The sequence below is a fragment of the Methylobacterium sp. J-059 genome (assembly GCF_022829485.1).
Lineage (GTDB): Bacteria > Pseudomonadota > Alphaproteobacteria > Rhizobiales > Beijerinckiaceae > Methylobacterium.
The window spans coordinates 59,694-82,406 of the sequence record NZ_JAKSYA010000095.1; the positions used below are offsets into that span (position 1 = coordinate 59,694).

The window sequence follows — 22,713 nt, forward strand, 5'->3', positions numbered from 1 at the left end:
GACTTTGCGGCTCCGGCCTCCCGATCTATCCTCGTGACGGACATCGGGAGGTCGGCATGTCGAACATCGCGAAGATCATCCGATCGGACGGGGAGGAGGCGGTACAATTGCCGCCCGGTTTCCAGTTCGAGGGCAACACGGTGCGGATCCGACGCGACGGCGAGGCGGTCATCCTCGAACCGATCGTGGATGAGTGGGCTTGGCTCGAAGCCATCGCCGTCAAGCTCGACCCTGACGTCCTCGATGCCATCCTGAAAGCCACGGATGAAGATGTGCCGCAGCAAGACCGCCCGGCGCTCGACGAACTCTGATGCTCTATCTGCTTGATACCAATGTCGTAGTGGCTTTGCTGAAGCAACGACAACGGGTTTGGGAGCGGTTGCGAGCACATCGGCGGCGCGATTTCGGCGTTTCGGCGATTGTTTCGCACGACTTGTTCTTCGGCGCCTATCATGGTGATCGCCAAGACGAAACGCTCGCCGGGATCGATGCCCTGCGCTTCCCCGTGATCGATTTCACCGTCGCCGACGCCCGCCAGGCCGGCGAGATCCGTGCGGGCCTCGCCGCGGCCGGAACGCCGATCGGCCCCTACGACGTCCTGATCGCCGGGCAGGCGCTCGCGCGCGACGTGACGCTCGTCACCCGCAACGTCCGCGAATACTCGCGCGTCCCCGGCCTGCGGGTCGTGGATTGGGAAGGCGGCGGCGCATAAGCCGGCGCCTGTGTCCCGGCGGAGCTTGACCGGGCGGCCCTCGCGGCTTCAATGCCCGTGCGGGTCGTCCGCGGGTCGGTTGCGTGGAGACGGGTATGAAGCGGCTGGCGTTTGTCATCGCCGTCGCGACGGGCCTCGCGGTCACCGGATGCACCGGGTTTTCCCACATCTCCAAGACCTATGTCAGCCTGACGCCCCAGGTCGTGACGATTTCCTGCAACGACCCGTACGAGGTCTACGACCAGCGCCAGCAACGGCGGATGCTGATCGTCTCGAACGCGGTGCGCGAGTTCACCGGCTGCGGCATCGGCGACCGCTATGCCGACCGCGACCCCGGCGAGACGCGGGCGGCGCGCTTCCGCCTGGCGGCGCGGACCTACCTCGACGAGACGGTGCGCGAGGATTGCAGGATCACCGGCGAGACGGTGTTCACCGACCTGCAGACCGAGTTCGTCTACGCCTGCGGCGCCCCGATCGAGCCGCGCACCGCGAAGGTTCCGCGCCTGCCCGGGCGCACCAATCCCGGCATCGGGCTGCGCTGAGCCGCTATCGCTTGGCGGGCTGCGGGAAGCTGCGCTCGGCGGCGTCGCCCGAGGCGGCGAGCAACGTGCGGGCGAAGGCGCGCGCCTCCGCCCGGCTCAGGCTAAGGATGGCGGTGACCGGCTTTCCGTCGAGGTCGGGCAGCCCGAGCTCGAGGCGCACGCCGTCGCCCGCCGCCGCCGCGGACAGGCTCCAGCCGCGTTCGCCCGCGGGGCCCGGTTCCTGCTCCGGATCGCTCATCGTCGTGCATTCCCGTTCGGTCGCCGTCCTGCATGACCGATCGCGCCCGCGGAGGCCAGAGCCGGCGCCGGGCTTTATCGAGGCGGCCGCCCGGTCCGGCGGTTGACGAAGCTCTCCGGGGATGATGTCTGCGCGGCCGACCGCGCCTCGCCGGGGCGCCGCTTCCAAGGCCGAGAGACATGTCCGAGATCTGGTTCCGCACGGGCGAGGCGACGGTGCTCGCCGCCGAGGGGCAATACACCGACGCGATGCCCGAGGTGCTGATCGGCTCGACGCGGGGCCCGGTCGGCCAGGCCTTCGCCGGCATGATGGGCCAGGTGCAGGGCCACACCCGGATGTTCGTGGTGCGCGACCTCAACCAGCTCGTGCGCCCGGCGACGATGATGACCACGAAGGTCACGATCCACACCGCGGAATACGCCGAGCTTCTCGGCGGCGTGGTTCAGGCCGCGACCGGCGACGCGATCGTCGATTGCGTGATCGAGGGCATCCTGCCCAAGGACGGCTTGGACGAGCTGTGCATGATCATCATGATCTGGCTCGACGAGCGCTGCGGCGCCGATCCGAACGTGGACCGCAAGGACCTCTACCGCACCAACTACGAGGCGACGAAGCTCGCCATCGGCCGGGCCATGCGGGGCGAGCCGACGATCGAGGAGCTCATCGCCAATCGCAAGACGGTGAAGCACTACGCCCTCGAGGACGTGGTCGAGTACTGAGGCGAACGCTCAGGCCGTCCTCCGCGCGCGTGCCAGGGAGGTGCGCGCGTAGAGGTCGACGACCCGGCAATCCAGGCCGGCGGCGGACAGGATCAGGCGCTCGCCGGGATCGGTCAGGCGTCGCGTGATCCAGCCGCCCGGGTCGCGGATGGCGAGCGTCACCGCGACGACCGGCTGTTCGATCAGCAGGACGACCTCGCACATCGGCAGGGCCTGGTAGCCTGCCAGCTTGATCGCGATCTTCCCGCGGTTCGAGCCCGAGGGCTTCCGGCGGTCGCTGGTGGAGATGATCTCGGCGCGAGGTAGCAGGTCCCGGAAACGCTTCGGCCGGGCTCGAAGTCGGATCGATCGATCACGGCGGCGTCGGGAACGTAGGCGTTCCCCTCGATCACCGGCCGAAGGTCGATCGCCGGGATCTACAGGACCACACGGTCGGAGCCGATCCGTTCGAGGCCCTCACTCAGCCGCCGGTCGAGGTTTCCGGCGATGATCTGATGATCGATGCTCGGCTGCGCCTGCATGACGAAACGCCCTTCGATGAGTTCCCATTTCTCCTCGTCGATGGGGCGCGACGAAGTCCCAGAAGCTTCGATGCGCGTCGAGGCGGGAAGCATCCGTCAGCAAGGCGGGCATGATGGGCTCCGTGCCGAGAACGTCTGCGAGAGAGATCGGCCCAACCGCGCGACCGGTCAAGAGCATGTCAGCCCGGCGGGATGCGGCCGACCGAGCAGAGGGTGCGGATCGAGCCGGTGCTGTCGGTGTAGCAGCTCGCCGACCAGCCGTTCTGCTGGACGAACGACTTGCGCCGCTCCGAGAGCGCGGTGGCATGCGCCGTGGCGATGATGCCCTGGACCGCGCCGGCCGACTCGCCGACGAGCAGCTCGGAGGCGATCGACAGGTCGCGGAAGAAGGCGGCCGACGGCGTCGTCTCGCCGGAGCTCGCCTGGACGATCGGCTCGGCCCGGCAGGTCAGGTCGAGCTTGATCGCGCCGGGCACCCGGATGTCGATGCTGGGGCCGGCGCGGCGCCCGACCTTGCCGCCTGTGGCGGCGGCGACCCTCTGGGCGAGGCCGTCGCATTCGTCGGCGCGGGCAGCGGCGGGGATCAGCAGGAGGCAGGCGAGGGCGAAGCGAAGCATGGCCGCACCATACGCGCAGCCGGTCGGCTGTCGAGGCTCGGCGCGCGGCGCCCTCAATGGAAATCCCGGCTGCGATAGGTCCGCCGGTCGGTGGGAGCCCCGAAATCGTTGGTCTCGGGTGGCAGGCGCACGCCGCCGGCGCGAAGCTCGAGCAACTCCTCCGTCAGGTCGCGGAACCGCTCGGCGACGAGGTGGACCACGCCCTCGGCCCGCTGCACCCGGCCCTGCACCGCGAGGAAGCGGGCGTTCATCGCGGCGCGGCGGTTGGCCTCGAACACCTTCTTCCAGACGATGACGTTGGCGATGCCGGTCTCGTCCTCGAGGGTCAGGAACACCACGCCCTTGGCGGTGCCGGGCCGCTGCCGCGTCAGCACCAGCCCGGCCACGGTGACGCGACCGTTCTGGGGAAAGCCGGGATCGTGATGCTCGCGGGCCGGGACGGCGCCGATCCGGGCGAGCCGGGCGCGGAAGAACGCGACCGGGTGGCCCTTCAGCGAGAGCCCGGTGGCGGAATAATCCTCGGCCACCTGCTCGGAAGCCGGCATCGGCGGCAGCGCCACGGTCGGCTCGTCGCGGAAGAGCCCGTCGTCGGCATGGAAGGCGAAGAGCGGCAACGGCGCCTCCAGCAGGTGCGCGCGCCGGCCGAGGGCTTCGTCCGGCACGGGCTTGGCGATGCGACCGCCCTCCAGCGTCCGCACCATCCACAGGGCCGCCCGCCGGTCGAGGTCGAGGGACCGGAACGCGTCGGCCTCGGCCAGCCGCTCCAGGGCGTTGCGGGACAGCGCCAAGGCCGCCTGCAGGCCCTCGATGCTGGCGTAGCCGTTGGCCCGCAACGCCACGAGCCGGCGCATCGCAGCCTGCGGCAGCCCGGTGATCTGCCGCAGGCCGATCCGCACCGCGAGCCGCTTCGGCACCCCGGGCGGGGGAACCTCCGCGGCCGGCTCCAGGGTGCAGTCCCAGTCGCTGGCATTGACGTCGGGCCCGCGCACCTCGACGCCGTGGGCGCGGGCGTCGCGCACCAGCTGCGCCGGCTGGTAGAAGCCCATCGGCTGCGAATTGAGGATCGCGGCCAGGAACACGTCCGGGTGCCGGCATTTCAGCCAGGCCGAGGCGTAGACCAGCAGCGCGAAGCTCGCCGCATGGCTCTCCGGGAAGCCGTAGGTGGAGAACCCGCGGATCTGCGCGAAGCAGCGCTCGGCGAAGTCCCTCGGGTAGCCCCGTCCGGTCATCCCGCCGATGAACTTCTGCTCGAAGCCGCCGATCGTGCCGACGTGCCGGAAGGTCGCCATCGCCCGGCGCAGGCCGTCGGCCTCGGCCGGGGTGAAGCCGGCCGCGGTGATCGCGATCTGCATGGCGTGCTCCTGGAACAGCGGCACGCCGAAGGTCTTTTCGAGGACCTTCTCCAACTCGTTAGCCGGCCCGTGATCGGGGTGGGGGGCCGGGTATTCCACCGGTTCGGCACCCGACCGCCGCCGCAGGTAGGGGTGCACCATGTCCCCCTGGATCGGGCCGGGGCGGACGATCGCGACCTGCACCACGAGGTCGTAGAATGCGTTCGGCTTCAGCCGCGGCAGCATCGACATCTGCGCCCGGCTTTCGACCTGGAACACGCCGACGGAATCGGCCTTCGACAGCATCGCGTAGACCTCCGGCTCCTCCGGCGGCAGGTCGGCGAGGGTCGGGTAGTCGAGGCCGTAGTCGCGGGCCAGGAAATCGAGCCCGCGGCGGATGCAGGTGAGCATGCCGAGCGCCAGCACGTCGACCTTCATCAGGCCGACCACGTCGATGTCGTCCTTGTCCCATTCGATGAAGGTGCGGTCGGGCATCGCGGCGTTGCCGACCGGCACGGTCTCGTCGAGCCGCCCGCGGGTCAGAACGAACCCGCCGACGTGCTGCGACAAGTGCCGTGGGAAGCCGATCAGCGAGACCGCGAGGTCCACCGCCTGCCGGATCGCCGGGTTTCCGGGATCGAGGCCGGCCTGGGCCACGTGCTTGTCCGGCAGGTCCTTGCCCCACGACCCCCACACGGTCTCGGCGAGCGAGGCGGTGATGTCCTCGGTCAGCCCCAGCACCTTGCCGACCTCGCGGATGGCCGAGCGCGGGCGGTAGTGGATCACCGTCGAGCAGATCGCCGCGCGCTCGCGGCCGTACTTGCCGTAGAGGTACTGGATCACCTCCTCGCGGCGCTCGTGCTCGAAGTCGACGTCGATGTCGGGCGGCTCGTCGCGGTTCTCGGAGATGAAGCGGGCGAACAGCAGGCGGATCTGGGTCGGGTCGACCGCGGTGATGCCGAGGCAGAAGCACACGGCGGAGTTGGCGGCCGAGCCGCGGCCCTGGCACAGGATGCCCCGGCCGCGCGCGAACTCCACGATGTCGCGGATGGTGAGGAAGTACTGCGCGTAGTGCATCTTCGCGATGAGGGCGAGCTCCCCATGAAGGGTCCTCTCGATGTCCTCGGGGACGCCGTCGGGGAAGCGCCAGCGCGCGCAGTCCCAGACCCGTTCCTCCAGGTAGTCCTGAGGCGTCCGGTTCGGCGGCACCGGCTCCTCGGGGTACTCGTAGCTCAGCATCCCGAGGGAGAAGCCGCAGGCCTCCGCGATCTCGACCGTGCGGGCGAGCGCCTCCGGATGGTCGGCGAACAGCCGCGCCATCTCCGAAGGCGGCTTGAGATGGCGCTCGGCGTTGGCTTCCAGGCGGTAGCCGGCCTCCGCGAGGGTGCAGCCCTCGCGGATGCAGGCGATCACGTCCTGCAGCGGACGCCGGTCGGGATGGTGGTAGAGCGCGTCGGACACCGCGACCATCGGCGCGCCGAGGCGATGCCCGAGCTCGGCGAGGAGCCCGAGACGCCGGCGCTCGTCGCCGCGGTGGCGGTGGCTGGCACCGAGCCAGACCCTTCCGGGGGCGGCGGCTGCCAGCGCCTCGACCCGGGCGGAGAAGGCCGCGGGCGGCACCAGCCGCCGCCCGGGGGGCATCGCGATGAAGACCTGTCCCTCGGCCGCCTCCAGCATCTCCGCGAAGGAGAAGCGGCATTCGCCCTTACGCGCCCGCCGGTTGCCCGAGGACAGCAGCCGGCACAGGCGGCCGTAGCCCGCCCGATCCATCGGGTAGGTCACCGCCTCGAACCCGTCCTCGGTGACGAGCCGCACCCCCGGCAGGAACGGGATGTTCCAGATGTCCTTCGCGCCCGGTCGCTCCGGCTTCACCCGCGCCGCCGCATAGGCGCGGACCACCCCGGCGAGGGTGTTGCGGTCGGCGATGCCGATGGCGCGGAGCCCGTAGGCGATCGCCTGCTCGACGTATTCCTGCGGATGCGAGGCGCCGCGCAGGAACGAGAAGTTGGTCGAGACGGCCAGTTCCGCGTAAGCCGCCGCCGTCACGCGAACAGCCCGTGCACGAACCAGGCGGCCGGCCGGTCGGCCAGGTTCGGGCCGTCGCGGTAGAGCCAGAGCCGGCGGCCGGATTCACACTCGACGACGTAGTAGTCACGCGGGACGCCGGACTCGCGCCACCATTCGGGCTCGATCCGTTCCGGCCCTTCCGAATGCGCGATCCGATGGAGGCGGGAGCGCCAGCGGAAGCGGCGCGGCGGCCCCTCCGGCACCAGGGCGATCACGTCCTCGGCCGCCTCGCCGCGGTCGAACAGCACCAGCGGCCGGGGACCGATGCCGGCATCGGGATCGGGCCAGTGCAGGACGACGCGCTCGATGCGCCAAGGTTCGGTGCGCCAAGGTTCGGTGTGCCAGGGGGCGATGCGGTCGGCGCGCTCGGGCACGTGGCTCGCACGGGGGCTCAGGCGGATCACGGGTCGGCCGAAGCGCTGGCGCAGGGCGTCGGCGAGGCCGGCGGTCCGGTCGTCCTGAGGGGCGGGGCCGGTGGCGAGGGTAGCCTGGCGGCCGGGCATCGGGCCGGTGGCGGACACGTCCAAGCGGACCGTCTCGAAGCCGAAGCCGGCATCCAGGCCAGAGCCGAGCCGTTCGAGCCGAAGCTGCAGCAGGCGCGCGACATGGTCGGGGCTGCGGCTCGGCTCGGACAGGCCGAGGTCGAGGGCGCGCACCACGTCGTCGACCCGGTGCAGCGACAGGCGAAAGCCGCGGGCGCCGAGCCCGTCCGCCTCGAGGCGCGGCGCGATCTCGGCCATCAGCCGCCGCACCGTGGCGACGATGATCTCCTGGCTGCCGATCGGATCGAGGAAGCCGCGGGCGGCGCCGTAGCGCACGGGTTCCGTGACCGGGACGAGCGGCTCTGGCCGCCGCCCGGCCGCCTGGTCGAGGCGAACGAGGAGTGCCGTGCCGAAGCGGCGGGCCAGCGGCGGGCGCGGCGCGTCGAGGACGGCGCCGATCCTGCGCAGGCCGAGCCGCTTCAGGGCGACGGCGACGGCTGGTTCGCAGCGCAGGGCCTCGACGGGGAGGGGCCTCAGGGCCTGCTCGGTCCTCTCCGATGGGACGCACATGGTCTCGCCGCGCCCGTATCGCGCGAGGGCGAAGGCCGCGCCGGGCGTGTCGGCGAGCGCGATCCGTGCCGGGATCCCAGATCGCGCGAGGCGCGCGGCGAGGTCCGCGACCAGATCGGCTTCGCCGCCCAGGAGGTGGGCCGCCCCCGTGACGTCGAGGTACAGGCCGTCGCAGGCCTCGGCCGGGCCGAAGGGGACGACGCACGGCGTGTAGCGCTGCGCCCAGAGGCAGAGCCTGGCGAACGCCGCTGCGTCGGCGGCCGGATCGGCTGGGTGGACGTGGAGCGGGGTCGAGATCCGCGCCCGCACGCGGCCCAGCGGCTCGCCGCGTCGCAGGCCGAGGGCGGCTGCGGCGGGGTTCACGGCGGTGAGCCGTAGGCCGCCGGCCCCGGCGGCGGCGATCACCAGGGGGACGCCGTCATCCGGCGCGGCTCCCGCGCGCATCAGGCGCGCGACGGGCCAGTCCGTCAGGCAGATCGAAACGATGCGCGGCATGATCCCACTCCAGGAGCCAGTCGCCCGGCCGGCCGTTGCGGCAGCGGTCGAGCCGTGCGCGCCAACGGGGACGCAGGGTGCAGCCGAACCGGTCGCGCGCCGCGCCGCCGGCTGCGATCCGCCAGCGCGTCGCCGCGCCGTTCGGCAAGTCGGCCCGGCCGGGCCGCAGGATGAGGAGAAGGGGCGGCGCGGTGCCGAAGGATCCGGCGGCCAGCTGCAGGCGCCGGCCTGGCTTCAGCGGAAGCCCATCCGCGACGAGCCCGGCCACCGCCGCGAGGTGCCCGGCGCGCAGCGTCTCCTCGAGGGCTCCGAACACGGAAGCGTCGGCCTCGGCCTCCAGCAGCAGCAGGCGCCCCGGATCGAGCCCGAGCCCGGTGAGGCCGTGGCCGTAGGGGATTGGATGGCCGGGGGCGACGACGAGGAGGGCGTCGCCCGCCGCCCGCGCGAGATGGCGGGCGACCAGGGCCAGCACGAAGCCGAGGGCCGAGGCTTCGTCGCCCGCGCCCTCGGGGGCGACCTCGTGCAGGAGGCCGAGGCCGAGGCCTCCGCCGGGAAGCCGGGCGTCGAGGTCGGCGACGCCCAACGGCAGCACGCCGCCCGCGCCGGGGCGCCGCTCCGCGTCGAGGCGGGCCCGCAATTCCGCGAGCCGTTCCGCCGTGGACGGTCCCTGCTCATCCGGCTCGTCACGCGACCGCTCCATCCCGTCCCAGCTCCGACATGACGTCAGATAAGAACAAAACAAGAACACTTTCAAACGGTTTCGCACCGCCCGAAAATAGTCCCGCCGGGGCAGCAGCTTGGCCTGTGGACGGGTGTGGAAGGGTGTGGATCGGCTCCATTTGGAGGCGGCCATGGCCAGGGTTGACCCCGGTGGCAGCCGGGCGGCAATGTCCCGCCGCCGCGCGATCCGGCGGCGGGGAATGTCCGACATGATCCTTCATCGCGCGCGCTTCGCCACGCTGATCGCCGGATGCCTGGTCCTCGCCGGCGGCGCGCAGGCCCAGCAGCCGGCAGCGCCGGGACTCGATGCGCCCGCCGCGTCCGCACCGGCCCGCCAGCGTGCGCGTCGGCCTCAAGCGCCCTCCCAGCCGATCATGGTCTACGACGCCCGCATTGAGGCCGGCGACCTGCGGATCTCAGGTTCGGTGCGCAAGGGCGGCGCCGTCGTGGTGATGGACGAGGACGTGTCGGTGATGGCCGATTCCCGCGGCCGCTTCCTGTTCCGTCTGCCCTACCGGCCGGGCAGCTGCGTCGTGTCGCTGACGAGCAACGAGGACGAGCGCGAGGCGGTGATCGCCAACTGCGCCCCCGAGGGACAGGCCGGCGCCAAGGGCGAGACCGGTGTGCGCGGCGAGCCCGGCCCGCAGGGCGTGGCGGGGCTTCCCGGCCCGGCCGGACCGGCGGGCGAGGCCGGCCCGAAGGGCGAGACGGGTCCCAGAGGCGAGACGGGTCCTAAGGGCGAGACGGGTCCGAAAGGAGAGGCGGGCCCCAGAGGCGCGGCGGGCCCCCAGGGAGATGCGGGACAGAAGGGGGAAGCCGGCCCGGCGGGACCTGCCGCCGCCGCGCTCCCTGCCGCAGCCCCCGCGACGCCGTTTCGGGCGGTACGGAGCGAGACCTGCCCGGCCACCGGCTGCGAGATCGCCTGCGCGGGCGGCGAGGTCTTCGTCTCGGCCTACTGCCTCAAGGCCGGCGCCCCGGTCTTCTCGCAAGGCACCGACGGGACGGCAACCGCCTCCTGCCCGTCGGAAGCCGCCGGCATGGTCGGGTTCTGCGCGCGGATGTGACGGTCGCGTCACCGGATCGATCGCGCGAGGCACGGCACGCTCCCTCTTCCAGAGGGGAAGGGTCGGGGTGAGGGGCGTGACTTCTCCGCAAAGCTCACGCCCCTCAACCTGTCCATCTCCTTATGGGAGATGGGACCCGCGCTTCGAACCGGCCGGTCGGTCGCGCAGGGGATGAGGTAATTCCAGGCCTCAGCCGCGGCCGGAACGTACCGCGAGCCAGATCACGTGGCGGGCGCCACCCTTTCGGCCGTTGGCGCGGGTGGGGACCTCCTCGACGCTCAAGCCCGCATCGTGCAGGCGGCGGCCGAAGCTGCGGTCCGGCCCCGCGGACCAGACCGCTAGGACCCCGCCCGGACGCAGGGCGGCATAAGCGGCGCCGAGGCCGGCCGGATCGTAGAGCCGGTCGTTGGAGGCCCGCGTCAGGCCGTCCGGCCCGTTGTCGACGTCGAGCAGGATCGCGTCCCAGGCGGCCGGACGCTCGCCGATCGCGCGCGCCACGTCCACCTCGCGCAAGGTTACGCGGGGATCGACGAGGATGCCGTCGAACACGCCGGCGAGGGGTCCGCGCGCCCAGGCGGCCACAGCGGGCACGAGCTCGGCCACCGTCACCGCCGCTCCAGGAGGCAGCGCACCGAGCGCGGCGCGCAGGGTGAAGCCCATGCCGAGCCCGCCGATCAGCACGTGCGGCGCCCTGCGCGATGCGATCCTGCCGCAGGCCAGGGTCGCCAGCGCCTCCTCCGAGCCGCTGAGCCGGCTGTTCATCAGCTCGTTCTGGCCGAGCATGATCGCGTACTCGGTGCCCCGCCGCCGCAGCCGCAGGGTGCCGCCGTCGCCGGGGATCGAAGCGGTGTCGAGGTTCTCCCAGGGGATCATGCGGCGCTCACGTCCTCTCGTCCGGCAAGCCACGCCGCCATTCCGGCCGCCGCCGCCCGACCGCTGCTGATCGCGCCCTGGAGCAGGTAGCCGCCGGTGGGCGCCTCCCAGTCGAGCATCTCGCCGGCCACGAACAGGCCCGGCCGCTTCCGAACCATGAAGCCCGCGTCGAGCCCGTCGAAGCCGACACCGCCGGCGGTTGAGATCGCACGCTCGATCGGAGCCATCGCGTGCAGGCGCAACGGTGCGGCCTTGATCAGCCCGGCGAGCGCATCCGGGTCGGCCGGCAGCGCGACGCCCGCAGCCTCGCGCAGCACCCCTGCCGCCACCGGCGACAGACCGGCCCCCTTGCGCAGGCGGGTCGCCATCGATTCGCCGGGCCGCGGGTCGGACAGCCTTTCGGCGAGGGCGCTCCTGCTGAGGTCGGGACGCAGGTCGAGCACGAGGCGGGCGGCGCCCTTGCCTCCCGCGTCCTTCCCGCTCCTGTCCTGGCGCTCGATCATCGCGCGCAGGGCCCGCGACACCGCGTAGATCGCACCGCCCTCGATGCCGTCGGCGGTGATCAGCGCCTCCCCCCGCACGATCACGCCGTCGGCGGTCAACCCGATCCGCTTCAGGGGCTGCCCGGCGAAGCGCTCGCGGAAATGGTCCGACCACGCCACCGCGAAGCCCGCATTGGCCGGGCGCAGGGGCGCGACGGCGACGCCGAGATTCGCCAGCATCGTCACCCAGGCTCCGTCAGAGCCGAGGCGGGGCCAGCTCGCGCCGCCGAGCGCCAGCAGCACCGCCTTCGGCCTCGTCCAGCTCTTCCCCTCCGGCGTCTCGAACACCAGGGTGCCGTCCTCGACGGCCACGAGCCGGTGCCGGGTGCGGATACCGACGCCTGCGCCCTCGAGGCGGCGCAGCCAGGCCCGCAGAAGGGGCGAGGCCTTGAACGCCTTCGGGAACACCCGCCCGCTCGATCCGACGAAGGTCGGCTCCCCCAAGCCATCGCACCAGGCCCGCAACGCATCCGGCGGGAACGCCGCGATCGCCCCGGCCAGGCTGCCGGACGGGTGGTAGCGCCGCAGGAAGTCCGGGACGGGCTCGCTGTGGGTCAGGTTCAGGCCGCCGCGGCCGGCGAGCAGGAATTTCCGGCCGACCGACGGCATCCGATCGTAGATCGCGACCCGGTGCCCGGCCGCGGCCAGCACCTCGGCCGCAGCCAGCCCGGCTGGGCCGCCGCCGACGACCGCGACCTCGTTCCGGGAGGCGTCGTCCTGCGCCACGTCGTCGTCTCGCATGTCCATCGCAGCGGAAGGCGTCCGATCGTCCCCGCTGTCAAGGCATGCCTGCATGGCCCGGCATCGCTCGAGCCCGCCCTTGATTCGCCGCGTTCGGGTCTTTAACTGCCGCTCATCGGCTGCGGGCCCCTCTGGCGGGATGCTCTCTCAAGATGCTTCCGTGATGTCGGAGCCGATGCTTTCCTTGCAAAAGAAGCATCACGGTCCCGCTCATGGTCGATTTCCTGTACGTCGAGTGGCTCGGCAAGCCGATCTGGATGTGGCTCGGGTTCCACGCCCTTGTCGCCGCCCTGCTCGCCTTCGATCTCGGCCTGCTCCATCGCGACAAGGAGCACGAGATCGGCGTCAAGGAGAGCCTTCTCCTCACCGCCTTCTACTTCAGCCTCGGCCTCGCCTTCGGCGGCTGGATCTGGTGGTACCTCGGCGCGCAGCCCGCCCAGGAATACGTCACCGGGCTCGTGGTCGAGAAGTCGCTGTCGATGGACAACGTCTTCGTCATCGCGGTCATCCTGTCGGCGCTCGGCATCCCGCTCGCCGCCCAGCACAGGGTGCTGGTCTGGGGCATCCTCGCCGCGGTGCTGCTGCGCGGACTGATGATCGGGCTCGGCGCCGCCCTGGTGCATCAGGCCGCCTGGGTGCTGTCGTTGTTTGCCGCCTTCCTGATCTATGCCGGCCTGAAGATGCTGTTCTCCAAGGAGGAGGACGCCGGCGACTTCCAGGATCACGCCGCCGTGCGGTGGCTCAGGGCGAAGCTGCGGATCACGCCCGAGCTTCACGGCCAGCATTTCCTGGTGCGGAAGACCGATGCCAGGACCGGCAAGACCGCCCTGTGGCTCACTCCGTTGGCGCTCGCCCTGGTGCTTGTGAACGGCGCCGACGTGATCTTCGCGGTCGACAGCGTGCCGGCGATCTTCGCGATCACGACCGACACCTTCGTGGTCTACACCTCCAACATCTTCGCGATCCTCGGGCTTCGCGCGCTCTACTTCGCGCTGGCAGCAATGGTCGATCGCTTCGCCTACCTCAAGACGGCGCTCGCCTTCATCCTGATCTTCATCGGCACGAAGATCGTCGTCGCCGACACCTTCGGCCTCGTCCACGTGCCGCCGTGGGTGTCGCTGGCGGTGACCGTGGTGCTGCTGACGATCGGCATCCTCTACAGCCTGTGGCGCACCCGGGGCGAGGCGCATGCGGATGCGCGCGAAGCCGAGCTGCACGGTCGGGCCTGAGCCCGAGGGTCAGCCGCCCCGGCGGTAGACGCCGCTAAAGCTGATGTTCATGCCGCCGCAAGCCCTGTCGCGGCAGGCGGGCGCGAGGCTCGAGCAGGTGGGGTCGGCATCCGCCGACTCGAAGAATGGCACGCGCCCCTCCGCCACGACCCGTGCGACCTGGCGCGGGCGGCCGAGATCCGGCACGTCCGGACGGGTCGCGGCGGGCGCAGCCGAATTCATCGACGCCCTCCCGCCCGCATTCTGGGCCGAGGCCGGGGCGGCGAGGGCGGCCAGCAACGCGAGTCCGGCCGACATGGGAGGGAGGCGATCCGGCGATCGCGCCCTGACGGCCGCCTCAGCTTGGCCGCGACGCGATCAGGTCGCGCAGGGTGGTGATGGTGGAGGCGTCGGCGATGCCGTCGACCCGCGCCTGACGGAAATGGCGCTGGAACGCGGTGACGACGTCCCGCATGTGGCGATCGAATGTGCCCGTCACCGGCTGCTCGTAGCCGTAAAGCGCGAGCATCGCCTGCAGCGCCTCGATCGGCTGCCCGGCATCGCCCTCGGCGAAGAAGCGCCCGTCGCGCATCGGCACTTCCGGCACGTGATGGCCGACGCCGTCCGCCGCGAGCCGGCCCCAAGGGAAAGTCTCGCCCGGATCCTCCTTGCGACCGGGCGCGATGTCGGAATGCGCCAGCACCCGGTCGGCCGGGATCGCCCAGCGCGAGACGATGTCGCGCGCGAGCGCTGTCACGGCGGCGATCTGCGCCTCCGGGTAGGGCGGCAGGCCGCCGGCATGGCCGGGATGGACGATCTCGATGCCGAGCGAGCGGGAGTTCACGTCGCGCTCGCCGCGCCAGGACGCCCGCCCCGCATGCCAGGCCCGGCGGCTCTCCGGCACCATCTGCCAGATCGCGCCGTCCTCCAGCACGACGTAATGGGCCGAGACCTCGGCGATCGGGTCGGCGAGCCGCTGCATAGCGGCGGCCGCGCTCGTCATGCCGGTGTAGTGCAGGATCAGCATATCCGGCCGCGGGCCGAGGCGCTCGCCGTGGTTCGGCGAGGGCTGGATGCGGGTGGCGAGCGGGCTGTCCGGTGTCATGGCGAACCGCCCTCCACCGCGGCGGCGCCGTCCGCGAGGATCCGGTCGTGGGCCGCGTTGATCGCGGCGAGGCGCTTGGTGGCGATCGCCACCGCCTCGGGCGGCAGGCCGCGGGCGATGGCGCGGTCGGGGTGGTTCTCGGCGACGAGCTGGCGGTGGCGCGCCTTCACCGCAGCCGGGTCGGCGCCGTGCTCGAGCCCGAGGACGAGGTAGGGGTCGTCGGCCAGCCGCACGTGCCGGGCGGCGATGCGGCGGAACGCGGCGTCGTCGAACCCGAAGATCTCGGCCACCGCGCGGAGATAGGCCTCCTCCGCCTGATGGATCGCGCCGTCGGCGGTGGCGATGTGGAACAGGCCGTCGAGGACGTCCTCGAGCAGCGACGGCTCGTCGTGGAAGGCGTTGGCGAGCTGCCGCGCATAGGCCTCGTAGCCGTTGGTCGTCCGCTTCGCGAGGTCGAACAGCCGGGTGACGCGGGCGCGCTCCGCCTCGCCGACCTGCACGACCTTGCCGAAGGCCTCGACCTCGGACGGGGTCACCACCCCGTCGGACTTCGCCATCTTGGCGGCGAGCGCGACGAGGCCGGTGGTGAAGACCACGTCGCGCGGCATCGGCCCGAACAGCGCACCCTCGCGGTCGACGAGGTAATGGCCCGCGAGGCCGCCGACGAGCCCGCCGAGCGGGCCGCCGATGGCGAGGCCGATCCCGGCGCCGCCGATCTTGCCCCAGATCCCCGAGCTCATCGGGACCCGGCGGGGATGTTGCGGAGATGCGGAACGGTCACCGGCAGGCCTCTATGCGGTGCCGCCGGGGACCCTGACGGGATCCGGCGACGACAAGCCGCCGGGGATACAGGCTCGACCGGAAACGCGGAAGGGCCGGAGCGCTCGGCTCCGGCCCAGGCCTGGAACGAAGAAAGGGCCGGAGCGCTCGGCTCCGGCCCTTCGACGTTCGGTCGGCGGCGAGGCCTCAGCGGCAGTACACGTCGCCGTAGGCGTCGCGGTAGGTGCCGTAGGGGCAGCGCGGCGCGGTGGAGGCGCCGACGATGGCGCCGCTCGCGCCGCCGATCGCGGCACCGGCGAGGGCGCCGAGACCGGCGCCGCCGAGGGCGCGGTCCTGCGGCGTGTTGCAGGCGCCGACCGAGAGGGCGAGGGTGCCTGCGAGGGCGACGGCGATGAGCTTCTTCATGAGTCCGTGACTCCCTTGTGCATCCGGTCCGGCATTTCGCCGTGGTGATGGTGCGGTCCGAGCTTAGCCTTATCGGCCATGAAATGCACTTGCCACGGCCAAGGTTCCGTCGAGATCGCCGACGGGCGCCGGAAAGCCGGGCTCGGCCCGGCCTCGCGCCGACGACCGCGATGACCCGCCGCGCCGCGGTTCCCGTGGCCGGCCGCGCGCGAATGGGCCTCGGCACGGCGCATCGTGCGGGGTAAGAGCTTGCGGATGCGGGTTCCGCGAGGCCCGAGCCTCCTACGTTCCGATCACCGCCTGAGAGAGGGTGCCATGCCGAGAGCCACCACGATCGTCCGCAAGGCCGCTGTCCGCCCCGACGCGGTTGTCGACACGATCAGCCTCGATTACGCCGGGCGCCAGGCGCAGCAGGGGCACCTCCACAGCGCCGGCGGCCTGCACATCGATCTCGCCCTGACCAAGGCCGCCGGGCTGGAGGACGGCGACGCCCTGCGCCTCGACGACGGCCGCCTGGTCGCGGTTAAGGCCGCCCCGGAGGCGCTGCTGGAGATCCGCGCCGAGAATCCGGCCCGCCTGATCCGCCTCGCCTGGCAGCTCGGCGGCAATCACGTCCCGGCCGAGATCGGCGCCGACGTGCTCCACGTCCCGGCCTCGCCGGCCACGGCCGAGCTTGTCCGCGGCCAGGGCTGCACCGCGAGCCCGGTCGACCGCGCCTTCCGGCCCGAGCGCATGGCGCACGACCACAGCACCTGCGGCCACGACCATTCCCACGATCATCACGCGCACGCGGCGCACGCCGATCACGACCATGGCCACGACCACACGCACGCGGACGATCACGGCCACGATCACAACGCGCACGATCACCACGCGCACGATCACGCGCCCCACGTGCACGGCCCCGGCTGCAGCCACGATCACTGACATGCTCCCGCCGCCGACCGCGCCGGCCGACGCCGCTTCACGGGATCGCAAGCCTCGCCTGCGATCCTGATGCGGCACGAGTGCACCAGACTGGATAGCAGACTCGCATGTGCATCGTTTCGGCCGGGATGCAGGGCGAGAAATGAGAATGAAAGCGTTGCGTCAGAAATTCCTATAGCCGGCACGTCCAGCAATACCCCTTGCGAAGACAAGCCTGCCCTGGTTGATACATGCCTTGCTCGCAGCTTTGATCATCTTCGCGTGGGCGCAGCGAACGGCCGTCCTTCGGTGTTTCCGGATACGGCTTGGCATTATTCTCAAGGCGAGTACTTCGCATCGCGCCTCGGCATCGAAACACAGCGTGCCAGCGAGGACCGCGAAGCTGATCCGACTCCGATGATGCCGCGTTCGTAAGCGATGCGGAAACGGATTCCTGCAACCGTCGCCGGAGGGCGCTCGCCCTACTATGGCATCGCACTCGTGGCCACGGTCGAGATCGGAACGCTCTGGTTACTCGCCGCGATCCAAGCTTTCGTTGCCACTTGGCTCATTGCCATGTTGATGCGCACATCGTTCCCGCCGTTGAAACCGAGACACTTCTGATTATAAAACGTATTACTGAGTCTTCTTGCAAACCTTCCATTCATTGACTCACTTATGATGTCGGACGTATTTTCCGTCTTTGTTGTCGTCTGTATTTCGATGCAGATGGTCTACGCTGATCGCAGTCAGTTTCAGAGCCGCATCCTCGTATGGTTTCTGCTGACCGTCAGCGTGTCCTTTCACGCTGCGAATACCGTGATATCATCGATTTTGTTGGTTGCCTCGATACCGATACTCGCAGCTCTTGGCATTCTAACGCGTGCGATTGCAGGTCGTGCGGCCGGGTCGGCTGCCGCCATTGCCATGGCGGTCATATCGGAATGGGCGTTCGGAGCGGTCTATCGCTCCGATGCCGATATAGCCCAACGCAGCCCGCCCTTCCTGATGGCACGCCTGATCGCAGATGGGCCTGGACGTGATTATCTCGATGCTGCCTGCCCAGGCGGGGCAAGCCCAACATTGTGCCGGTTCAAGGAACGTCCGATGGCCGGCGAGGATGAGATTCTCTGGTCCGAAAACTAAGCACGTGGTGTCTTCAACATACCCGATTACGAAACCAGGACACGACTGAAGGATGAGGAACTTGCGTTCGTCTTGGCGGTCGTCGCATATTCTTCACTGGCTGCGCTGCGCGATGCCATCGGCAACGGTATCCTTCAACTGGGAGACTTCTACGTCCTGGAACCGATGCGCAACCCGGCCACGTTCCTTAACATCGGCCGGTGGGGTCGCACTGCCATCGAGCGCGTCGTACCGCATATGGACGTTTGCGAGCGGGATGCCGATGCCTGCGGTCCCAGAATGGACGGCGTGCTGCTCGCCGTGCTCCACATCGTTACGGTCCTCGGCTCGGTTTGTTTTGCGTGTTACACCCTCGTGCAGATCTTCCGGTCCGGCGCTGTGGCCGAGGAGAGACGCGCCGGCGGCGAGGATCTCCAGTGCCTCCTTACGGCGGGGCTGATCATCACCCTGGGCGTGATCCTGAACGCCTTTGTCTGCGGAGCGATCCCAGGCCATTTTGCGCGCTATCAGGCACGCGTTGTCCGGCTGGTTTCCCTCATCGCGATGCTGCTCGCAAACTATCGCTCGCTCTCGAGCAGACGCCTCTCGATGCCAGCAAGACGGTTGTTGTCTAGTGCATGCCGACTTTTAGGTCCGATCGGAAAGACTTGCGATATACGGAAGTCCTATGAGCCGTCGGCGTCGCCCATCACCAGGTAGCGCCCGCGCGCCGCCTGAAAGCCGCCGGCGAGGGCCGCGCCGTAGCCGCGCTCTGCGACCGGCACCACCCGCGCGCCGAGGCTTTCGGCCAAAGCCTGGCTGCCGTCGGTGCTGCCGTTGTCGGCGATGACGATCTCCCCGGCCAAGCCTTTGGCGGCGAGGGTCTCGAGGGCGGCGCGCGCGCTGGCGATCGCGGTCGGCAGGGGACGCACCTCGTCGAGGCACGGCATCACGATCGAGACGTCGATCGTGATGCCGCCGCCGCGTCGGCGGCGATCTCCCGGTCCTGCCCGCCCCGGTCCTGCCCGCCCATGCCGCTTCCACCCGCGTCTCGCCCGGGCGGCAGGATGGTTTGCAAAGCGTTGCGATTCGGTTTCGGCGGCCGCTCAGGCGCTGACGAAGCGGCCCGACGCTCGCGCGGGTCGGGCATCGGCCTCGGCCAGCACCAGGATCGCGCGGCCGGGCAGCGGCACGATCGCCTCCGCCGCGTGCGCGGCGGCGTCCGGTGCGACCGCGCCGGTCGCGGCGGTGGTGTCGAGGACCGTCTGCCACGGCCCGCCGATCACCGCGGCGAGGCGGAAGTCGCAGGGCTCGGGATCGGCATTGATCAGGATCAGGATGCGGCCGTGATCGAGGTCGTTGCCGATCTGCATCCCGAAGGCGCGACGGCTCTCGTCGGCCCAGGCGTCGGAATTCATCTCCGCGCCGCAGGGCGAGAGCCAATGCACGTCGCGCAGGGTGCTCCCGGGGGCGATCGGCGTGCCGTCGAAGAACTGCCGACGGCGAAGGGCCGGCCTCTCCCGACGCAAGCGCGTGAGGTTCGAGACGAAGGCGCCGAGATCCGGGTCGGGATCGGTCGACCAGTCCATCCAGCTCGTCGGGTTGTCCTGGCAATAGGCGTTGTTGTTGCCGCGCTGCGTGCGCGAGCGCTCATCGCCCATCAGCAGCATCGGCACGCCCTGCGCCAACATCACGGTGGCGAGCAGGTTGCGCTTCTGGCGGGCGCGGATGGCGAGGATCGCCGGGTCGTCGGTCGGCCCCTCGACGCCGTAGTTGCGCGAGACGTTGTGGCCGTGGCCGTCGCGGTTGTCCTCGCCGTTCTCGGCGTTGTGCTTCTCCTCGTAGGCGACCACGTCGGCGAGCGTGTAGCCGTCATGGGTCGCGGCGAAGTTGATGCTGGCGAGCGGCGAGCGGCCCGACGGCGCGAACACCTCGCGCGAGCCGGTCAGCCCCTGGGTCAGCTTGGCCAGCTGGCCGGCATCGCCGCGCCAGAAGCCGCGGGCGGCGTCGCGGAACTGGTCGTTCCACTCGCTCCAGCCGCGCGGATATCCGCCGAGGCGATAGCCGTTCTCGCCGAGGTCCCAGGGTTCGGCGATCATCTTCACCCGCGCCAGCACCGGATCCTGCGCCACCGCCTGGAAGAATGCGGCCTCGGCCGAGAATGCGGAGGGCGCCCGGCCAAGGCTGGTGGCGAGGTCGAAGCGGAAGCCGGCGATGCCGTAGGCGGTCGCCCAGTGGCGCAACGAATCCATCACCATCTGCATCACCCGCGGGTGGGCGACGTCCAGGGTGTTGCCGCAGCCGGTGCAATCGACGTCGCGGCGGGGATTGTCGGGGTCGAGCTTGTAGTAGCTGGCGTTGTCGATGCCACGGAACGACAAGGTCGGCCCGGTATGGCCGGCTTCGGCGGTGTGGTTGTAGACCACGTCGAGGATCGTCTCGATGCCGGCGGCGTTCAGCTCGCGGATCGCCGCCTTCAGGCCGCCGAGGCCGCCGTCGCCGAGATAGCGCGGATCGGGCGCGAAATAGCCGAGCGGCGAGTAGCCCCAGAAGTTCACAAGCCCCTTGTCGACCAGGAAGCGATCGTCGGCGAAGGCCTGGATCGGCAGCAGCTCGAGCGCGGTGACGCCGAGCTTCCACAGGTGCTCGACGATCGCCGGATGGGCCAGCGCCGCGTAGGTGCCGCGCTCGGCCTCCGGGACGGCCGGATGGGTCATCGTCAGCGCCTTGACGTGCGCCTCGTAGATCACCGTCTCGGAGAGCGGGCGGCGGATCGGCTGCAGCGCGAGGTTCGGAACCTCCGGCGCGGTGACGACCGATTTCGGCATGTAGACCGCGCTGTCGCGCCGGTCGATCTGATCCTCGCGTTGCAACCCGCGGCGGTGGCCGTACAGGGCGTCGTGCCAGCGGATCCGTCCGCGGACCTCGCGGGCATAAGGGTCGAGGACGAGCTTCGACGGATTGAAGCGGTGGCCGCGCGCCGGCTCCCACGGCCCGTGCACCCGGTAGCCGTAGAGCTGGCCCGGCAGGACGCCGCGGAGGTAGCCGTGCCAGATGTCGTCGCTGCGGCAGGGCAGGCGGATCGTGCGGCTCTCGTGGCGCTCGCCCGGCTCGAACAGGCAGAGATCGACCGCCGTCGCGTGCTCGGAGAAGAGCGCGAAGTTGACGCCGCGCCCGTCGAAATGGGCGCCCAGAGGCGCCGGCACGCCGTCGTCGACGGCGATCATGCGTGATTGCGACACTGGATGGTCCCCCCGGCCCGGAGCCGGTGTGGACGCATCCGCGATCCCGGATCAAGCCGCCGGGCCGCATGGGCCGTGGAGAACGACGACGTCCGCCCCGAGATCACTCCGCCGCGGCGGCCGTCGTCGGCGGCTCGCGCTCGACGGTGCGGAAATTCTCGAGCTCCGAGAGGAAGTTGCGCGCCCACCAATCGACATCCTCGCGGGTCATGCGCTCGACCATCGGCTTCCAGCGCTCCAGGCGCTCGCTGCGCGGCATGTACAGGGCCGTCCGGATCGCCTCCGCGACCTCGAAGCGGTCGTAGGGGTTCACCATCAGCGCTTCGGGCAACTGCCGTGCCGCACCGGCGAACTTCGAGAGCACGAGCACGCCGGGATCGTCCTCGCTCTGGGCGACGACGTATTCCTTCGCCACGAGATTCATGCCGTCGCGCATCGGCGTCACGAGGCCGACGCGGGCGGCGCGATACAGCCCGGCCAGGACCGGCCGGGGATAAGCCTTGGTGACGTACTGGATCGGCGTCCACGCGGGGTCGCCGAGCGCACCGTTGATCTCGCCGACCGTCTCGTTGACGGTGCGCGAGAGCTGCTCGTATTCCGGCACCTCGCTGCGGGACTTCGGCGTGATCTGGATGTAGGTGACGTTGCCGCGCTGGTCGGGGTTCGAGGCGAAGAAGCGCTCCACCGCCTCCATCCGCTCGGGCACGCCCTTGGAATAGTCGAGCCGGTCGACGCCGATCAGCAGCTTGCGGGTGCGCAGGCCCGCCATCGTCTCGCGAACCACCTTGTTCGAGCCCGCCTTCTCCGCCGCGTCTTTGAAGCCGGCGACGTCGATGCCGATCGGGAAGCTGCGGATCCGGGTCCGGCGCCCGTCGACCATCAGCGAGCCGCCGCCGAGCGGGATCGCCCGCAGGGTGTCGATCAGGTTGCGGGACAGGTTCTGCACGTCCGGGTCGGTCTGCAGCCCGATCAGGTCGTAGTCGGCAATGGCGCGGAGCAGGTCGTTGCTCGCCGGCAGCGTGTTGAACACGTCGGCGGCCGGCCACGGAATGTGGTGGAAGTAGCCGATCGGGTTGGCGAGGCCGAGGCCGCGAAGCTCGGCGGCCATCGGCAGCAGGTGGTAGTCGTGGACCCAGATGATGTCGTCGGGCTCGACGAGCTTGGCGAGCGCCCGCGCAAAGATGCGGTTGACGCGGCAATAGCCGGCATAGTCCGAGCGCGAGAACGCCCCGAGACCGAGCCGGTAATGCATGATCGGCCACAGCGCCCGGTTGGCGAAGCCGGCGTAGTATTCCTTGTGATCCTGTGGCGAGAGGTCGACCACGGCGTACTGGACGCGGTCCCGATCGATCAGCGTCGGTTCCTCGGAGGGCTCCTCGCTGATGTTGCCGCTCCACCCGAACCAGAGACCTTCGTAGGCGGTGAAGGCCTCCTTCACGGCGACGGCGAGGCCGCCGGCGGCGACCGCCTTGCCGCCTTCTTCCGGAACCGCAACGCGGTTCGATACGATCACAAGGCGTGCCACTCAGGTGGGCTCCGGATCCTCAAGCGCGCCGGCGTGGAACGCGCAACGTCAACGTTTCTTGCCATCGTGAACGCGCGAGAGGTCGGCGCGATCCGTAGCGTTAGCCAAGCGCGAATGACTGCCGCGGGTCAAGCGATCGTTTGCGGCCGTCACGACGAAATCCGGGGCCTGTCCCCGCATCCG

Annotated in this window: 25 protein-coding genes; 9 read left to right on the forward strand and 16 right to left on the reverse strand. The window is 70.5% G+C overall.

Translation table 11 applies throughout. The features are described 5' to 3' along the window. Positions 1–56: 56 nt before the first annotated feature. The 3 genes from MKK55_RS10330 (at position 57) to MKK55_RS10340 (ending at position 1,254) form a co-directional block, all read left to right on the forward strand. Positions 57–311, forward strand: a complete 255-nt coding sequence (locus MKK55_RS10330; RefSeq protein WP_243934571.1) for an antitoxin — start codon at positions 57–59, stop codon at positions 309–311. After that, positions 311–712: a type II toxin-antitoxin system VapC family toxin gene (locus tag MKK55_RS10335; protein ID WP_243934573.1), complete on the forward strand. Its 402-nt coding sequence runs from the start codon at positions 311–313 to the stop codon at positions 710–712. Before MKK55_RS10330 ends, MKK55_RS10335 begins: the two co-directional genes overlap by 1 nt. 95 nt (positions 713–807) lie before the next feature. After that, positions 808–1,254 carry a hypothetical protein gene (locus tag MKK55_RS10340; RefSeq protein ID WP_147728159.1) on the forward strand — a complete coding sequence of 149 codons (447 nt, stop codon included), beginning with the start codon at positions 808–810 and terminating at the stop codon, positions 1,252–1,254. A gap of 4 nt (positions 1,255–1,258) precedes the next feature. Here MKK55_RS10340 and MKK55_RS10345 read toward each other — a convergent pair whose 3' ends face one another. Then, on the reverse strand, positions 1,259–1,492 hold the full coding sequence (locus tag MKK55_RS10345) for a hypothetical protein (protein ID WP_243934574.1): 234 nt from the start codon (positions 1,490–1,492) through the stop codon (positions 1,259–1,261). Positions 1,493–1,671: 179 nt separating this feature from the next. Between MKK55_RS10345 and fae the strand changes: the two genes are divergently transcribed. Continuing rightward, positions 1,672–2,211 (forward strand): formaldehyde-activating enzyme, encoded by a 540-nt coding sequence (gene fae / locus MKK55_RS10350; RefSeq protein ID WP_147728265.1) that lies wholly within the window; start codon positions 1,672–1,674, stop codon positions 2,209–2,211. 9 nt (positions 2,212–2,220) lie between these two features. Here the strand turns inward: fae and MKK55_RS10355 are convergent, their stop codons facing one another. The 6 genes from MKK55_RS10355 to MKK55_RS10380 all read right to left on the reverse strand — a co-directional run bounded on the left by MKK55_RS10355 (position 2,221) and on the right by MKK55_RS10380 (position 9,225). Continuing rightward, positions 2,221–2,415, reverse strand: a complete 195-nt coding sequence (locus MKK55_RS10355) for a hypothetical protein (RefSeq protein WP_243934575.1) — start codon at positions 2,413–2,415, stop codon at positions 2,221–2,223. Between the two features lie 212 nt (positions 2,416–2,627). Further along, a complete protein-coding gene (locus tag MKK55_RS10360; protein ID WP_243934576.1) occupies positions 2,628–2,825 on the reverse strand; it encodes a Uma2 family endonuclease in 198 nt (65 codons plus the stop codon). Positions 2,826–2,911: 86 nt separating this feature from the next. Then, a complete protein-coding gene (locus MKK55_RS10365; protein WP_243934577.1) occupies positions 2,912–3,349 on the reverse strand; it encodes a hypothetical protein in 438 nt (145 codons plus the stop codon). 53 nt (positions 3,350–3,402) lie between these two features. Then, positions 3,403–6,726, reverse strand: a complete 3,324-nt coding sequence (locus MKK55_RS10370; RefSeq protein WP_243934578.1) for an error-prone DNA polymerase — start codon at positions 6,724–6,726, stop codon at positions 3,403–3,405. Then, positions 6,723–8,294 (reverse strand): Y-family DNA polymerase, encoded by a 1,572-nt coding sequence (locus MKK55_RS10375; protein ID WP_243934579.1) that lies wholly within the window; start codon positions 8,292–8,294, stop codon positions 6,723–6,725. Before MKK55_RS10375 ends, MKK55_RS10370 begins: the two co-directional genes overlap by 4 nt. Continuing rightward, on the reverse strand, positions 8,218–9,225 hold the full coding sequence (locus tag MKK55_RS10380; protein WP_243934580.1) for an ImuA family protein: 1,008 nt from the start codon (positions 9,223–9,225) through the stop codon (positions 8,218–8,220). Before MKK55_RS10380 ends, MKK55_RS10375 begins: the two co-directional genes overlap by 77 nt. Between MKK55_RS10380 and MKK55_RS10385 the strand changes: the two genes are divergently transcribed. Further along, positions 9,224–10,078, forward strand: coding sequence for a collagen-like protein (locus MKK55_RS10385; protein ID WP_243934582.1), 855 nt, complete (start codon positions 9,224–9,226; stop codon positions 10,076–10,078). The two genes, MKK55_RS10380 and MKK55_RS10385, sit on opposite strands and share 2 nt — an antisense overlap. Positions 10,079–10,267: 189 nt before the next feature. On the opposite strand, the gene MKK55_RS10390 is transcribed toward MKK55_RS10385, so the two are convergent. Both MKK55_RS10390 and MKK55_RS10395 read right to left on the reverse strand, forming a co-directional pair. Continuing rightward, positions 10,268–10,951, reverse strand: a complete 684-nt coding sequence (locus MKK55_RS10390; protein ID WP_243934583.1) for a spermidine synthase — start codon at positions 10,949–10,951, stop codon at positions 10,268–10,270. After that, on the reverse strand, positions 10,948–12,240 hold the full coding sequence (locus tag MKK55_RS10395) for a TIGR03862 family flavoprotein (RefSeq protein WP_243934584.1): 1,293 nt from the start codon (positions 12,238–12,240) through the stop codon (positions 10,948–10,950). Before MKK55_RS10395 ends, MKK55_RS10390 begins: the two co-directional genes overlap by 4 nt. 206 nt (positions 12,241–12,446) lie before the next feature. On the opposite strand from MKK55_RS10395, the gene MKK55_RS10400 reads away from it, so the two are divergent. Next, positions 12,447–13,463, forward strand: a complete 1,017-nt coding sequence (locus MKK55_RS10400; protein WP_147843901.1) for a TerC family protein — start codon at positions 12,447–12,449, stop codon at positions 13,461–13,463. Positions 13,464–13,472: 9 nt separating this feature from the next. Here MKK55_RS10400 and MKK55_RS10405 read toward each other — a convergent pair whose 3' ends face one another. The 4 genes from MKK55_RS10405 to MKK55_RS10420 form a co-directional block, all read right to left on the reverse strand. Further along, entirely contained in the window at positions 13,473–13,760 is a 288-nt protein-coding gene (locus tag MKK55_RS10405; protein ID WP_243934585.1) for a hypothetical protein, read from the reverse strand. 40 nt (positions 13,761–13,800) lie between these two features. After that, positions 13,801–14,547 carry an N-acetylmuramoyl-L-alanine amidase gene (locus MKK55_RS10410; RefSeq protein WP_243934586.1) on the reverse strand — a complete coding sequence of 249 codons (747 nt, stop codon included), beginning with the start codon at positions 14,545–14,547 and terminating at the stop codon, positions 13,801–13,803. Further along, positions 14,544–15,287, reverse strand: coding sequence for a J domain-containing protein (locus MKK55_RS10415; protein ID WP_147858797.1), 744 nt, complete (start codon positions 15,285–15,287; stop codon positions 14,544–14,546). The genes MKK55_RS10410 and MKK55_RS10415 overlap by 4 nt, the downstream gene beginning before the upstream one ends. Before the next feature lie 226 nt (positions 15,288–15,513). Further along, on the reverse strand, positions 15,514–15,732 hold the full coding sequence (locus MKK55_RS10420; protein ID WP_243934587.1) for a hypothetical protein: 219 nt from the start codon (positions 15,730–15,732) through the stop codon (positions 15,514–15,516). Between the two features lie 315 nt (positions 15,733–16,047). Between MKK55_RS10420 and MKK55_RS10425 the strand changes: the two genes are divergently transcribed. The 3 genes from MKK55_RS10425 to MKK55_RS10435 all read left to right on the forward strand — a co-directional run bounded on the left by MKK55_RS10425 (position 16,048) and on the right by MKK55_RS10435 (position 18,483). Further along, positions 16,048–16,659: an urease accessory protein UreE gene (locus MKK55_RS10425; RefSeq protein ID WP_243934588.1), complete on the forward strand. Its 612-nt coding sequence runs from the start codon at positions 16,048–16,050 to the stop codon at positions 16,657–16,659. Between the two features lie 657 nt (positions 16,660–17,316). Then, complete coding sequence (locus MKK55_RS10430) at positions 17,317–17,784, forward strand: hypothetical protein (protein ID WP_243934590.1); 468 nt, start codon at positions 17,317–17,319, stop codon at positions 17,782–17,784. Between the two features lie 72 nt (positions 17,785–17,856). Continuing rightward, positions 17,857–18,483, forward strand: a complete 627-nt coding sequence (locus MKK55_RS10435; RefSeq protein ID WP_243934592.1) for a hypothetical protein — start codon at positions 17,857–17,859, stop codon at positions 18,481–18,483. Here MKK55_RS10435 and MKK55_RS10440 read toward each other — a convergent pair. The 3 genes from MKK55_RS10440 to MKK55_RS10450 form a co-directional block, all read right to left on the reverse strand. Continuing rightward, positions 18,450–18,713, reverse strand: a complete 264-nt coding sequence (locus MKK55_RS10440) for a glycosyltransferase (RefSeq protein WP_243934594.1) — start codon at positions 18,711–18,713, stop codon at positions 18,450–18,452. The genes MKK55_RS10435 and MKK55_RS10440 overlap by 34 nt on opposite strands. Positions 18,714–18,869: 156 nt before the next feature. Continuing rightward, entirely contained in the window at positions 18,870–20,990 is a 2,121-nt protein-coding gene (gene glgX, locus MKK55_RS10445) for a glycogen debranching protein GlgX (RefSeq protein WP_243934595.1), read from the reverse strand. A 118-nt stretch (positions 20,991–21,108) separates the two neighbouring features. Further along, positions 21,109–22,530, reverse strand: a complete 1,422-nt coding sequence (locus tag MKK55_RS10450; RefSeq protein ID WP_147858801.1) for a trehalose-6-phosphate synthase — start codon at positions 22,528–22,530, stop codon at positions 21,109–21,111. Positions 22,531–22,713 lie beyond the last annotated feature (183 nt).

What these genes read in the sequence shown, in the direction of transcription:
- MKK55_RS10330 (WP_243934571.1), top strand. Translation starts at nt 57, where the DNA reads ATGTCGAACATCGCGAAGATCATCCGATCGGACGGGGAGGAGGCGGTA.
- MKK55_RS10335 (WP_243934573.1), top strand. Translation starts at nt 311, where the DNA reads ATGCTCTATCTGCTTGATACCAATGTCGTAGTGGCTTTGCTGAAGCAA.
- MKK55_RS10340 (WP_147728159.1), top strand. Translation starts at nt 808, where the DNA reads ATGAAGCGGCTGGCGTTTGTCATCGCCGTCGCGACGGGCCTCGCGGTC.
- MKK55_RS10345 (WP_243934574.1), bottom strand. Translation starts at nt 1,492, where the DNA reads ATGAGCGATCCGGAGCAGGAACCGGGCCCCGCGGGCGAACGCGGCTGG.
- fae (WP_147728265.1), top strand. Translation starts at nt 1,672, where the DNA reads ATGTCCGAGATCTGGTTCCGCACGGGCGAGGCGACGGTGCTCGCCGCC.
- MKK55_RS10355 (WP_243934575.1), bottom strand. Translation starts at nt 2,415, where the DNA reads ATGTGCGAGGTCGTCCTGCTGATCGAACAGCCGGTCGTCGCGGTGACG.
- MKK55_RS10360 (WP_243934576.1), bottom strand. Translation starts at nt 2,825, where the DNA reads ATGCTTCCCGCCTCGACGCGCATCGAAGCTTCTGGGACTTCGTCGCGC.
- MKK55_RS10365 (WP_243934577.1), bottom strand. Translation starts at nt 3,349, where the DNA reads ATGCTTCGCTTCGCCCTCGCCTGCCTCCTGCTGATCCCCGCCGCTGCC.
- MKK55_RS10375 (WP_243934579.1), bottom strand. Translation starts at nt 8,294, where the DNA reads ATGCCGCGCATCGTTTCGATCTGCCTGACGGACTGGCCCGTCGCGCGC.
- MKK55_RS10385 (WP_243934582.1), top strand. Translation starts at nt 9,224, where the DNA reads ATGATCCTTCATCGCGCGCGCTTCGCCACGCTGATCGCCGGATGCCTG.
- MKK55_RS10380 (WP_243934580.1), bottom strand. Translation starts at nt 9,225, where the DNA reads ATGTCGGACATTCCCCGCCGCCGGATCGCGCGGCGGCGGGACATTGCC.
- MKK55_RS10390 (WP_243934583.1), bottom strand. Translation starts at nt 10,951, where the DNA reads ATGATCCCCTGGGAGAACCTCGACACCGCTTCGATCCCCGGCGACGGC.
- MKK55_RS10395 (WP_243934584.1), bottom strand. Translation starts at nt 12,240, where the DNA reads ATGGACATGCGAGACGACGACGTGGCGCAGGACGACGCCTCCCGGAAC.
- MKK55_RS10400 (WP_147843901.1), top strand. Translation starts at nt 12,447, where the DNA reads ATGGTCGATTTCCTGTACGTCGAGTGGCTCGGCAAGCCGATCTGGATG.
- MKK55_RS10405 (WP_243934585.1), bottom strand. Translation starts at nt 13,760, where the DNA reads ATGTCGGCCGGACTCGCGTTGCTGGCCGCCCTCGCCGCCCCGGCCTCG.
- MKK55_RS10410 (WP_243934586.1), bottom strand. Translation starts at nt 14,547, where the DNA reads ATGACACCGGACAGCCCGCTCGCCACCCGCATCCAGCCCTCGCCGAAC.
- MKK55_RS10415 (WP_147858797.1), bottom strand. Translation starts at nt 15,287, where the DNA reads ATGAGCTCGGGGATCTGGGGCAAGATCGGCGGCGCCGGGATCGGCCTC.
- MKK55_RS10420 (WP_243934587.1), bottom strand. Translation starts at nt 15,732, where the DNA reads ATGAAGAAGCTCATCGCCGTCGCCCTCGCAGGCACCCTCGCCCTCTCG.
- MKK55_RS10425 (WP_243934588.1), top strand. Translation starts at nt 16,048, where the DNA reads ATGCCGAGAGCCACCACGATCGTCCGCAAGGCCGCTGTCCGCCCCGAC.
- MKK55_RS10430 (WP_243934590.1), top strand. Translation starts at nt 17,317, where the DNA reads ATGATGTCGGACGTATTTTCCGTCTTTGTTGTCGTCTGTATTTCGATG.
- MKK55_RS10440 (WP_243934594.1), bottom strand. Translation starts at nt 18,713, where the DNA reads ATGCCGTGCCTCGACGAGGTGCGTCCCCTGCCGACCGCGATCGCCAGC.
- glgX (WP_243934595.1), bottom strand. Translation starts at nt 20,990, where the DNA reads ATGATCGCCGTCGACGACGGCGTGCCGGCGCCTCTGGGCGCCCATTTC.